The organism is uncultured Desulfovibrio sp., assembly GCF_944327235.1.
In the GTDB taxonomy this organism is placed as follows: Bacteria; Desulfobacterota; Desulfovibrionia; order Desulfovibrionales; family Desulfovibrionaceae; genus Desulfovibrio.
This window is the reverse complement of sequence record NZ_CALVHE010000073.1, coordinates 1-12,665: the sequence shown is the minus strand read 5'-3', so window position 1 is coordinate 12,665 and position 12,665 is coordinate 1. Positions and strand designations below refer to the sequence as shown.

The 12,665-nt window shown below is 64.9% G+C and carries 8 protein-coding genes; 2 read left to right on the top strand and 6 right to left on the bottom strand.

Annotated features, from left to right (window positions below; all coding sequences use genetic code 11):
* Positions 1-269: 269 nt before the first annotated feature.
* From Q0K00_RS09510 to Q0K00_RS09500, 3 genes are all read right to left on the bottom strand, one after another.
* On the bottom strand, positions 270-1,859 hold the full coding sequence (locus Q0K00_RS09510; RefSeq protein WP_297228927.1) for a sigma 54-interacting transcriptional regulator: 1,590 nt from the start codon (positions 1,857-1,859) through the stop codon (positions 270-272).
* Entirely contained in the window at positions 1,856-2,962 is a 1,107-nt protein-coding gene (locus tag Q0K00_RS09505; RefSeq protein WP_297228924.1) for an alcohol dehydrogenase, read from the bottom strand. Before Q0K00_RS09505 ends, Q0K00_RS09510 begins: the two co-directional genes overlap by 4 nt.
* A gap of 210 nt (positions 2,963-3,172) precedes the next feature.
* Entirely contained in the window at positions 3,173-5,422 is a 2,250-nt protein-coding gene (locus tag Q0K00_RS09500; RefSeq protein ID WP_297228922.1) for a methyl-accepting chemotaxis protein, read from the bottom strand.
* 409 nt (positions 5,423-5,831) lie between these two features.
* Here Q0K00_RS09500 and Q0K00_RS09495 point away from each other — a divergent pair, with 409 nt between their 5' ends.
* Positions 5,832-8,732, top strand: coding sequence for an EAL domain-containing protein (locus Q0K00_RS09495; protein ID WP_297228920.1), 2,901 nt, complete (start codon positions 5,832-5,834; stop codon positions 8,730-8,732).
* A gap of 142 nt (positions 8,733-8,874) precedes the next feature.
* The gene (locus tag Q0K00_RS09490; protein ID WP_297228918.1) at positions 8,875-9,258 is read left to right on the top strand and encodes a hypothetical protein; all 384 of its coding nucleotides are present in this window, start codon (positions 8,875-8,877) and stop codon (positions 9,256-9,258) included.
* 619 nt (positions 9,259-9,877) lie between these two features.
* Here the strand turns inward: Q0K00_RS09490 and Q0K00_RS09485 are convergent.
* The 3 genes from Q0K00_RS09485 to Q0K00_RS09475 form a co-directional block, all read right to left on the bottom strand.
* Positions 9,878-11,179, bottom strand: coding sequence for a CHASE domain-containing protein (locus tag Q0K00_RS09485; RefSeq protein WP_297228916.1), 1,302 nt, complete (start codon positions 11,177-11,179; stop codon positions 9,878-9,880).
* Positions 11,180-11,290: 111 nt separating this feature from the next.
* A complete protein-coding gene (locus Q0K00_RS09480) occupies positions 11,291-12,178 on the bottom strand; it encodes a metal ABC transporter permease (protein ID WP_297228914.1) in 888 nt (295 codons plus the stop codon).
* A 4-nt stretch (positions 12,179-12,182) separates the two neighbouring features.
* On the bottom strand, positions 12,183-12,665 hold a 483-nt coding region (locus Q0K00_RS09475; RefSeq protein WP_297228912.1), incomplete at its 5' end, for an ATP-binding cassette domain-containing protein.

Genomic DNA, 12,665 nt, shown 5'->3' with positions numbered 1-12,665 from the left:
TGCGGTTCCTTTGTCTCCGCGCGCGCGTAGACGCTGCCGGAATGCGGCTGGGAGAGAGGCGGCGCAAAAAAAGATGCGACCGCAGGCCGTGCCCGCTGGCGACGCAGGAGCCTTACGGGCATCGACGGCAGAGCGAGGGGTCCCCCTTCCCCCCAAATACGCAATGACTGGTATGTGCAGGCCCTGACGTGAGGGACAAAAAAAGCGCCGACTGACGCCGGCGCTGATGTGCGGTGGAAAAGGCTCCGTCACAGGGACGGGGCGGGGGATCAGGCTTTGCTCTTGCCGGTCAGCAGGCCGACGGTCTTGGAGCGGAAGGTCTGGTAGCGCAGGTTATATTTGCGCATACGCAGGCCCATGATGCGTTCGGTGAGGCCGAGCGCCTGCGCCGCCTTGCCCATGTGGCCGCCGCTGGCGGCGAGCGCTTCCACGATGCAGGAGCGTTCCAGTTCGGCCACTCGCTGCGGCAGGGTGGCGGGGTGGGCGGGCAGCACGCAGCAGTGTTCCGGCGATTCCGCCTGCGCGGCGCGGTATTCGCTGTGCAGGGAGAGGGGCAGATGCTGCGGGAGGATGATGTCCTCCCGTTCCATGAGCAGGACGGCACGCTCCATGACGTTTTCCAGTTCGCGGACGTTGCCCGGCCAGTCGTAGCGCTGGAGCATGTCCATGACAGCCAGCGAAAGGCGTGCTTCCTCGCGGCCGTTGGCTCGCGCGAAGCGCTGGGCGAAGCGGCCGGCCAGCGGCAGGATGTCGTCCTTGCGCTCGCGCAGGGCGGGCAGGCGGATGGGGAAGACATTGAGGCGATAGAAGAGGTCGCGGCGGAAGGTCCCTTCCTCCACCATAGCTTCCAGATCCCGGTTGGTGGCGGCGATGATGCGCACGTCCACATGCAGGGTCTGCGTCCCGCCGAGGCGCTCGAAGCTGCGTTCCTGGAGGACGCGCAGGAGCTTGGCCTGTACCGGCAGGCTCAGTTCGCCCACCTCGTCCAGGAAGAGGGTACCGCCGTCGGCCAGCTCGAAGCGGCCCTTGCGCAGGGCATTGGCCCCGGTGAACGCGCCGCGCTCGTGGCCGAACATCTCGCTCTCGACGAGGTTCTCCGGCAGGGCGGCGCAGTTGAAGGAGATGAACGGCCCGTCCGCGCGCGGGCTGGCCGCGTGGATGGCGCGGGCGGCCACTTCCTTGCCGCTGCCGGATTCGCCCTGGAGGAAAACGGTCGTCCCGGCGTGGGCGACGTGCTTCATCTGTTCCAGCACATGCCGCATGACCGGCGAGCTGGTATGGAACATGTCCGCCAGGGTGGAGGCCTTGACGCCCGCATCGTCCATGAAGCGCTGCCCTTCAAAGGCCGCATGGCCGAGCAGGGCGGTGACGATGTGCAGCAGGTCCATCTCCTCCTGCAGGGTCGGGCTGTCGGCCTGCAGCCTGTCCACGGAGAGCGCGCCCACGGACTGACCGGCAAGGCGGATGGGGACGCAGAGGAAGGAGATGGCCTCGTTCTGCAGGTCGCGCGAACCGGTGCGGTTCAGGAAAAGGGGCTCTTCGGAGACATCCGGCACGCACATGGCCTGCCCGGTCTGTATGACGCGGCCGGTCACGCCTTCGCCGCGCGCGTAGCGGCCGCGCAGGCGTTCCGACTCCTTGAGGCCGCATGAGGCCTCGATGCGTATCTCCCCCGTGGCGGGGGATATGAGGGTCACGCTGCCGCGCAGCACGGGCAGTGTCTGGCGGATACGTTCGAGCACTGTTTCCAGCGCATCGCGCACATTGCCGGGTGCGCGCATGATCTCAGCGATGTCGCGCAGCAGGAGCAGTTTTGCCGCGTCGCTGACGGGAGAAATCGAAGGGGATGGATGCGTCATCTCGTGAACCGGGGGTTGGAGGTGGATGGGGATGCGGCCGCGGCATCGGGCAGGATGGCGCACTTGACGCACCCGTCCTGCCGCCGGGCAAAGACGTCATACGCTGTGAGGATGTCCCGCAGCGGGAAAGTATGCGTGATCAGCGGGCGCGTATCGAGGCGGCCCTCCTCGATGAGCCGTATGAGACGGGCGCTGTGGACGGCATCCACGCCGCCGGTCTTGAAAATGAGGTTCTTGCCGTACATCAGGGGCAGGGGCAGCGTCTGCGGGCTTTCGTACAGGGCCACCAGCGCCACGCAGGCGTTGGGGCGCGCGGCCCGCCAGGCCAGTCCAAAGGTGGCGTCGGAACCGGCGCACTCGATGACCGCATCCGCGCCGCGCCCGCGCGTCAGGTCGCGCACCTGGGCGGCAACGGCTTCCATGTCCGCGCCCTCCGGCACGGTGATGAGGTCGTCCGCCGCGCCCATGCGTCGGGCAAGGGCAAGCCGGTCGTCCAGCTTGTCCACGGCGATGATGCGGGCCGGGCCGAAGAGGCGGGCGCAGAGCATGGCGCAGATGCCCACCGGTCCCGCGCCGATCACGAGCACGGTATCGCCGGGCCGGATGGCGGCCAGTTCCGCGCCGAAATAGCCGCTGGCCAGCACATCGCCCACCAGCAGGGCCGAGAGGTCGTCCACGCTGTCCGGCAGCACGTCAAGGCCGTTGTCGGCAAAGGGGACGCGCACATATTCCGTCTGGCAGCCGTCGATGCGGCAACCCAGCTCCCAGCCGCCGTGTTCGCAATTGTTGACGAAGCCCTGACGACAGAAAAAACACCGGCCGCAAAAGGTCTCCACGTTGACGGCGACCCGCTGGCCGGGCCGGACGCGGCGGACCTCACTGCCGGTCTCCACCACTTCGCCCACGAACTCGTGCCCCAGCACGACGCCGGGCCGGGCGCGCGGCACGGCCCCGTTGCGGATGTGCAGATCGCTGGTACAGATGCTGGAAAGGCGGACCCGCACCAGCGCGTCCGTCGGTTCCCGCAGCTGGGGCAGGGGGCGGGCCTCCAGCCGGAGCTCGCCGGTATCCTTGAAAATAAGTGCCTGCATGGTGGCCGTCATGCTGCCTTTCCTCCACGGAGTCGCCCTTTCCGACTCATGACATCGAAAAGGCGTTCAGGCTTCATAAGGCAGAACGGGGAGACTGGCAAGCTGAAAATGGCGTACGGAGGAGAGAAGGGGGCGGGAGGCCGCGCCATCAGGTAAAAAAGCGGAAGAAAACAAAAAAGGACGCCCCGAAGGGCGTCCTTCCTTGCGCTGGGACAGAGCGTCCTAGCCGCGGTGATTGGCTTCGTCCACCACCACGCGCAGGATGCTCTCGTTGATGTTGTGGGCCATGTGCACACCGGCCAGGTTGCCGTCCACCCAGATGATGCTGGCGGGCGTCTCGTGCAGGATGCGGGCGAAAGGCCCGTCGGCGCTGTCCATCTTGACTTCGTCCTGTTCGCGCAGGCTCGGCGGCGTGTCGAAACGCAGACGGAAGCCGGAGATGCTGGCGTCGAGGATGGTGGCGAAGAAGGGCACGCCCGCCATGTTGGAGACGCGCACGGTATGCACTTCGGTGATCTCGAAGCGTTCGTCGCCGCGGCGTTCGCTGCGCATGGCGTCGATCATGTGCCGCAGGTCGTCGGAGAGCTTGCGCAGTTCCTGGGCATGGCTGGAGGACTCATGCATGTTCTGCGTGGAGATCTTGGCCTGTTCGGAGAAGTTCTCCATCTTGCGGAGCACGTCCTCGCTGGCGTGGGCCTGATCGGTGGTGACCTGGGCCACGGCGGCGATGTCGTTGACCGCCTCTCCGATGACGTTCTGGATGTTGCTCAGGCGTTCGCCGGAATTGTCGGCCAGTTCGGTGGCCTGACGGGTGAGGGTGACGCATTCCTTGGTGGCCTTGGAGCTTTCACGGACGCTGTTCTGGATGCCCATGATGGAGCCGGCCACCTCGTCCGTGGCGTGCATGGTCTTTTCGGCCAGCTTGCGCACTTCGTCGGCCACCACGGCGAAGCCCTTGCCGGCCTCGCCCGCGCGGGCGGCTTCGATGGCGGCATTGAGGGCCAGCAGGTTGGTCTGGTCGGCCACGTCCTTGATGAGTTCGAGCACGTTGCCGATGTCCTTGGCCTGCGTATCGAGCGAGGCCATGCTCTCAGCGACCTTGGAGGCCTGTTCGTCCACGCGGGTGATGCAGGCGATGGTGCGGCGCACCACCTCATAGCCTTCCTGCGCTTCCTTCTGGGCGGTCTGGGACTTTTCCATGCTGAAGCTGGTCTTGAGGGCCGCTTCGCGCATGGATTCGGCCATGACGTGCATACTCTCGGCGGCGGAGACGGCTTCCTGTTCCTGCTCGGTGGCGACCCTGCCGGTGTTCTCCAGCTGCTGGAAGAGCTGCTGGAAGGCTTCGGTCTGGGTGGTGGAGATCTCCTGCGCGTGGCTGGCGGACATGTAGATGCGGTCGTTGAGCTGCGCGATACGCTTGCGCTGTTCGTACATCTCGGTCAGGTCGTTATGCAGGGTGAAGACGCCCACGAGCGTCCCGTCGAGATTGAGCAGCGGCGAGAGGTCCATGACGATGTGCTTGGTCTGCTGGCGCATGTTGGTGAAGGTACGCGCGTAGCCGAGCACGGGCTTGCCGGTGTGCAGCACGTCTTCGCAGATGGTCTTGCGGGACTCGTCATTGTAGAAGAACTGGCTGACGGAGAGGCCGAGGTAGTCCTCGGGGTGGCCGTCGCGGCCCCAGAGATCGAGCATGAGCTGGTTGATGAAGGTGATCTTGCCGTGCGTGTCGCAGATGGCGAGCGGCGAGGTCATGCCGCGCATGAGGCCTTCGCTGACCCCGAGCTTTTCCTTGATGATGGCCGAGGTGGTGTCGAAGGCGTTGGCAAGGCGGCCGATCTCGTCGCCGCGGTCGATGGCCGAAGGCTCGAAGATGCCGCGGGCGGCCTTGTCGGCCACGTTGGTGATGCGGGTGAGCGGCTTGCAGATGTTGCGCACCAGCAGCACGGAGATGGTGAGGGCGAAGATGATGTAGACGACGGCGGCGAAGAAGGACAGGCTCAGGGCGTTGTTGACGCTGGCGGCCAGATGCTGCAGCAGGTCGTCCTTGGAGTCGGTCAGCAGGTTGCGGGACTGGGAGAGGAGCTTCTGCACGTCGCTGAGCAGGGGCAGGGTCATGTTCTGCAGGGAGGCGCGCGCCTCGTCATGCCGCCCGGCGTCCATGTGTTCCTTGATGGTGTGGGCCGAGGCGTGGAGCTTGGTGTGTATGTCCTCCACCTTGGCGAAGATGGCGCGCATATCGGGAACTTCCTTTTCCAGCTCCTGACGCTGCGGACCGTAGAACCACTTCCCGAAGTCGCACTGACGGCCGTCAGTGGGCACGCTCAGGGGGATCTTGCCCTGCTGCAGCACGAAGTTCTGCACATTCATGGCCCACTGCAGATGAGCGACTTCCGCCGCCAGCAGGGCGCCGTCCTTGGAGGGCTGGCTGAGGATCTCGGCATCCTTGTTGACGATGTCGAGATAGAACAGCATGGCTCCCATCGTAATGAGGAAGAAGAGAATGAATGTGCAGAATGTGGCATACAGCTTTTTGCCGACGGAAATGTCAACCCAACGCATGGAATCCTCCAGTTCACAACAATGACAGCCGGGGGTGCTGCCGCACGATGCCTCGCAAAGGCACGTTCGATAACTATACGCTTTATCGCCCGCAAGCGCGCGTCCTTTATGGCTGCGGGGGATTTTTTATGACTTTGGCCGCGTCATGATACCGTTTGCGCGGCGGATAGGCAATGCATTCGGCGGCGCTCGCCCGTTTTGCCGGGGGTATCGTCTGTTTTGCCGGGCGGATGCGATTTTTCTTGCCTTGTCCCGTGTGACCTCGTAGATTCGAGGCAAAGCAAGATGTTCAGCTTGTCCGAAACGATGAGGAGAAGGGGAGATGCTGCGGTTGTTCTGGCGATGCGGCGTGCTTGTAGGTATCCTGGGTCTGGTCTGCCTGTGGGAGACCAGTCATGCCGAGTCCCTGCGCAATGACGCCTCCGCCGCCCCACTGCATTACTTCCTGCCGGAGAACCTGCGCAAGGACTATGCCGCCCAGCGCGTGGTGCGCGTGGGCTGGTTCGATCAGCACGCCGTGTTCAAGGGCGAGGGCGGCAAGGTGTGCGGCTATGCCCCGGCCCTGCTGGAGGCCATCTCCCGCTACACGGGCTGGCGTTACGAGTGGATACCCATCCCTTTCGAGGAACTGGCGGAAAAGCTCGACAACGGGGAGATCGACATCTCCTGCGGCATCTCCTACACCCCTGAACGCGCCCGGCAGATGACCTTCTCCAAGCTGCAGGCCGGATTCGAGATCACCACCCTGCACGTCCCCCGGCAAAGCAACGTCCATTACATGGACTTCAAGGATTTCAACGGGATGCGGCTGGGTTTCTTCAGCGGCGCCTATGAGCAGGACATCTTCCGCCGCATGGGCCGTCAGTTCGGCTTCGACTTCAGCATCGTGGAGTTCGACGAGAGCCTGCATATGCTGCGCGCCGTACAGGACGGCAGCGTGGACGGCTATGTGGACGGCTGCCTCTCCGGGGAGCAGACCAAGGTGGCCGGCACCTTCGCCATCGAACCGTTCTATTTCGTCTCCCGCAAGGGGGACGCCGTGTTCATGCCCCGCATCGACGAAGCCATCCGGCAGATGCAGATCACAAGCCCCCGTTTCTTCTCCGCCCTGTTCGACAGCTTCCTCAACGTGGGCAGCAATGTCGCCATCACCCTCTCCCGCGGGGAGGAGGAATGGCTGGCCGACAAACCCATGCTGCGCATGGCCTACAGCCGGGAGCTGGAACGCACGGACCCCCGCCGTGGTCCCTTCCTGCAGCGGCTCTCGCTGGAACTGGCCCGGCGCGCGGGCATCCGGCTGGAGCTGGTCCCGGCGGACAACTACGAGGAGAGCCTTGCCATGCTCCGCAGGGGAGAGGCCGATCTCGTCAGCAACGTGCCGCCTTCGGCCGACTTCGCGCGGCGTTTCGGCATCTTCGTGGGCCAGCCTTTCTACAATGCGCCCATCTCGCTCGCCGTCGCCAACAATGCCCGGCCGGGGAGCGGGCTGCGCATCGCCACCACCCCGGAATTCCTGAGCGTGCAGGAGACCTACCTGCAGACCTATCCGTCCGACCGTTTCGTGCTCTACTCCACACCGGAAGAATGCTGCGAGGCCGTCAGCAGGGGAGAAGCGGAGGCCCATCTTACCGCCTATCCCGGCACGTTCGCCTCGAGCGCCCTCCCGCGGCGGCATACCTTCACCATCACCCAGGCGTTCTATCCCATGGCCTACGGCTTCGGGCCGCATGTCTCGCCCTACGCCATCTCCATCTTCGACAAGAACATCCTGGCCCTCTCCGGCGGGCAGGTGGAGACGCTGGTCATGGATCATGTGCCGCAGACCATACGGGAGATGCTCATAGGCGTCGTCCACCGCAACATCCTCTGGATCGTCACCGGCGGCATCCTGCTGGGCGGGCTGCTGTTCTGGAGCAGGGGCAAGGCCAACCGTAAGCATCTGCACGCGCTGGAGAAGGTCGCCTATACCGATTCCGTCACCGGCGGCATCAACCGCGCCCGCTTCCTGCTGGAGAGCGACGAACTGCTGCTGGGCGGGGCCGAAGGCTATGTGGTGGTGAGCGTCAATATCCGCAAGCTCGTGCAGATCAATCGTTCCTGCGGCTACGGCAGCGGGGACTGGACCATCCGTCGCTGCTATGCCGAGCTCCAGAACCTGACTTCCGGGCGGGAACTGGTGGCCCATTCGGGCGGCGGGCGCTTCCTCTGCCTCTGGCACTGCGTCGAGGACAGCACCGTGGAGGCGCGGCTCACGACCTTCTTCCACGCCGGAGCGGCCCTCGGCGGCGAGCTGGGACATGCCCTGGTGCTGAGTTGCGGCATCGCCCGCATCCAGAATTTCGAGGGCAAGGTCGCGCCTTTCGTGGTGGCCGCCGAGACCGCACAGACCAGCATCGGTGAAAATACCTACAAATCCTCCTACGCCTTCTATGATACCGAGATGGACGCCATCGTCCTGCGCATGGCCGCCCTGGAGAACCGTATGCAGGCGGCGCTCGGCGCGGGGGAATTCGTGGTGCACGTCCAGCCGCAGATACAGCTCGCCTCCGGCAACGTCAGCGGCGGCGAGGCCCTCGTACGCTGGATGCCGCCGGACGGCAGCAAGATCTATCCCGACGAATTCATCCCGCTCTTTGAAAAGAACGGCTTCATTCGGGAACTGGATATCTATGTGCTCGACCGCGTATGCCGCTGGCTGCGGCAGCGGCTGGACGAAGGACGGCGCGTGGTGCCCATCGGCGTGAACCAGTCCCGCGCCCTCTTCCTGACCGATACCTACTGCGAGCAGTTCATCAGCGTGCTGGAACGCCACAACATCCCCCACGATCTCGTGGAAGTGGAAGTGACGGAATCCCTCGCGGGCTTCAACGAGGAACTCGTGGTGTCCAACCTGCAACGGCTCAAGGCCTGGGGGATAAAGGTGGCTCTGGACGATTTCGGCAAGGGCTACTCCTCGCTGACGGCCCTGCAGCTCTTCCCCGTGGACGTGCTCAAGCTGGACAAGGAATTCCTCTCCGACAAGTCCAGCCCGGCCATGCTGGAATCCCTCGTCCACCTCGGCGGCAAGCTGGGGCTCAAGGTGCTCTGCGAAGGCATCGAGACGCTGGATCAGCTCCGTTTCCTCGCGGGCATAGGCTGTACCTACGGGCAAGGCTACTACATCGCCCGTCCCATGCCCTTCATCGACTTCGAGAACTTCCTTGCCCAGCGGGCCAGCCTGTAGCGCGGGGAGGCGTGGAGAGGAGGGACATGCGCCCCGGCCCGGAGCCGACGGACGGGCCTCCCAGCCGTCCCCGCATCAGACGAGGGCAGGGGCGAAGCGGCGTCCGCTCCTCTCCCTGCTTGTCGGCGTCGTCGCCTTCTTCGTGTACAAGCTTACCTGCGGCTTCCTTGACGTGATGTTCCTTTATCCCGCGGGGAATAACGTCCACGATATGGTGGCCGGCGCCGTTTGCTTTCTTGTCTGCCTCGGCATCCTGTATCGTGCCGAAGCGCACGGGAGGTTTTTCTGCTGCCTGTGGCTTCCCCTTGCGGCATCCCCCCTGCTGTTCCTGTATGAAGAGTGGGCTTCCCTTGCGGCCTCACCTCCATCGACGCTCGAAGACGTGGCCTTGCTGCTCCTCATCCCTCTGCTGCGCTACGGCTTTTCCGGTCTGTGGGTCATGAGCCTCGCAAGCCTCGTTGCGAACGGCATCCTCACGTTTGCCGCAACGATGCGTCGCACGAACGATCCCTCCCGACATTCCTGACGGTCAGGCTCGCCCCATGTGCGTGGGGCGGGCAGGTCTCAGGGCCTGTCAACACAAATTTTACAAACAATTTCAATAGATAAGTAAAGCAGGTTGTATACACGCCGCTTGCTTTTTGGACGAGAGTGCCTCGTGTCTCTGCCTCTTTCCCCGGTAAAAGCGCGCTGGGGAAGGGATGGGGGGCTTGGGGGGAAGGGAGCGACCGAATGGCGGCCGCAGGCCGTGCCCGTTGGGCGACGCAGGAGCCTCACGGGTATCGACAGCAGAACGCGACCGGAAGGCGGCCCGCAGGGCCGTGCCCGTTGGGCGACGCAGGAGCCTTACGGGCATCGACAGCAGAGCGAGGGGGGTCCCTTCCCCCAAAACAGACAGCGAATAGTGTTGACAGGTCCCAGGGCCTGTCAATGAAAATTTTACAAATAATTTCAATAGATAAACAAAACAAGCTGTATACACGCCGCTTGCCTTTTGGACGAGAGTGCCTCGTGTCTCTGACTCTTCCCCGGTAAAAGCGCGCTGGGGAAGGGATGGGGGGCTTGGGGGGAAGGGAAACCCGCTCCCGCGCTGGCGGAGGGGTTTCCCTTCCCCCCAAACAGGCAACGAATAGTGTTGACAGGCCCTAGTCGATGCGCTGTTCCCGGGTATCGCGTTCGCGGCGCTCTTCGGCCTTGCCGAGGAGGGTGTCCGGGGCGCGTCCGTCCAACGGGAATTGGGCTATGCCGAGGGCGAAGTGGCAGCGCATCTGGCGGGGGCCGATCTGGAGCGGGTCGCTCAACTGCAGGTTCAGGGCCTTGAGCAGCGGGCCGGTGGTCTCCCGTTCCACGAGCAGGCCGAAGATGGCGCAGTCCGTCCGGTAGAGGCGGGCGGAGCGCGGCAGCAGCGAGCGTATGCGCTGGACGACGGCCTGCAGCAGGCGTTCCCCGGCATCGTAGCCGAATTCCTCACAAAGGACGCTGAAGTTGGTCAGCCCCATGCTGACGAGGCAGAACCTTTCCCGCGAGGCGGTCCAGCTCGTGATGTCTTCCTGAAGGCTTTCCTTGTTCAGACAATGGGTGAGGGGGTCGTGGCAGTCCATGTCCGCGAGGGCGGCAAGCTGGGGGATGTGCTTGAACAGCCAGATGATCAGGGAACAGAGCAGGATGCTCAGGAGTACGGCCAGACTGTAAAGACTGAACGCATACCACGGCGGGATCCAGCCGTTGCGCGGTTCGATGGCCAGCGACCATTGCCCGTTGGGCAGGATGCTGCTGATCTCCAGCGGGTCGTCAAGCTGGTCGTACGGACAGCCTGCGATGCGCACAGGCTCGCCATGTTCGCCGTCGCGCCGGAACAGGGCGAAGCGGAGTTGGGACTTGTTGCTGAAGGTGGGAGCAAGATTGGCCAGGAGATTGTCCATCTCGATGACGGCTATGGCGAAGCCCCAGAAGGCATCACCGCGCGCGCCGCGATACACGGGCAGACGGCAGAGCAGGGCCGTGCCGCCCTGCCGCAGGGCATAGGGGCCGTAAATGCCCGGTTGACCGGAGTCCCGGCTGCGCATGGCGTCGGCTCTCTGGGCGGGGTCGCTGAAAAGATCCAGCGGCGTCACTTCCGGCAGCGGCGGATAGCTGTAGACGATGCGGCCGTCGGGAGCCAGCTGCAGAGCGCGTATCTCCCGGAGCACCATGACGCCGCGGGCGCTCTCGTCAAAATCCGTCACGCCCCCGTCGGGCAGGACGCAGCGCTCGGCCAGCAGGCGCGTGGTATTGAAGATGTTCTCCACCTGTCGCGTCAGATAGCCGAGCTGGGACTGGGCGATGCCGTAACAATGCTGGCGTTCCTTCTGTTCCAGATGGCGCAGAGCGGTATGGCAGCAGGACAGACCGATGCCGAGCAGCAAGAGGAAGATGCCCGCAAGCAGCAATTTTTTCTTGATGGACATGTGGCCTCCGGGCCTGTGGTCGTTCCTGTTCAGGGTACGACCGGGCGGGCGGAAGGTCAATCCATGCGGGCCATGCGGGAGCGGGACGAGACAAGAGCCGACCGGAGGCCGTCAGCCGCGGCGATGTCCCTGCCGTCGCGCCCAGAGGGTGCTGAGCAGGAAGAAGGCGCAGGCGACGAGGATGATGGTGGCGCCGCTGGCGGCGCCGAACCAGCTTTGCGCGGAAAGGAGCAGCCCGGCGACGCCGCTGGACAGGGCCACGGCCTGCGCCCACCAGAACATGCCGCCCGCGGTGCGGGCAAGGTGGCGGGCGGTGGCGGCGGGGACGATGAGCAGGGCCGTCACCAGCAGGACCCCCACGGCGCGCACGGCCATCATGACCACCAGGGACAGCAGGGCCGCAAAGGCGTACTGCCAGAGGGCGACCCGCACCCCCTGCGCTCTGGCCATGACGGGATGCAGGGCGATCAGCAGCAGACGATTGGAGCCGATGAGGACGAAGAGCAGCAGAACCAGAGCCAGCAGGGCCAGGAACCCCAGTTCGGCGGTGGTGACGGTGAGGATGTCGCCGTAAAGGAACTGGGCCATATTGCGTCCCATGCCCGGCGTCCGGCTGACCACGGCCAGACCGAAGGCCACCACGGCGGAAAAGACGATGCCGATGGAGGTGTCCGCCGAGAGCAGGCTGCCGCGCCGCACGGCCATGATGCACAGGCCGACCAGCACCCCGAAGGCGGGCATGGTAAAGAGCGGATCAAGAGAGAACAACAGGCCGAGCGCCACCCCGGCAAAGGCGGAGTGCCCGATGGCGTCGGAAAAGAAGGCCATGCGGAAGGTGATGACGCTGACGCCGAGGGCGGCGGTCATGGGGGCCAGCAGCAGGACGGCCAGCAGGGCCTGCCGCATGAACACGGGATGCAGGCAGTCCAGCGGCAGCAGGCCGAGGGCGTCCGCCACCGGCTTGAGGTCGGGGAGCAGGGCGGAAAGGCTTTCCAGCATAGGGCTACCTCGTGGGAGAGGATGGAGGCGCGGCGTCCGGGGACGGGCAGGCGGGGGCCTCCGCGCTGTGGCAGTGCGCTCCGCACTGGGCGCAGGTCTCGTCAGGCTCTTCGCATTGTTCGGGATACAGATGGATGGGCACGCCGAACAGGGCGCGCAGGGTCGGGGCGGTCAGGGCCGCATGAGGCGCGCCCGCCCGCATCAGGCTCCCATTCAGGCAAAGCACCTGATCGGCATAATGGGCCGTGAGCGACAGATTGTGGCTGACCATGATCTGCGTGAAGCCCTGTTCCTGCCGGGCGGTGTTCAGCACCTTCCAGAACAGGCGCTCGCCGCTGGCGTCCACGCCCGCCGCCGGTTCATCCAGCAAAAGCAGCTGGGGCCGCCGGGCCAGCGCCGAGGCCAGCAGCACCCGCCGCTGCTCGCCGCCCGAAAGATCGCCCATGCGGCGTTGCAGCAGATGCGCCGCCTGTACCATGTCCAGATG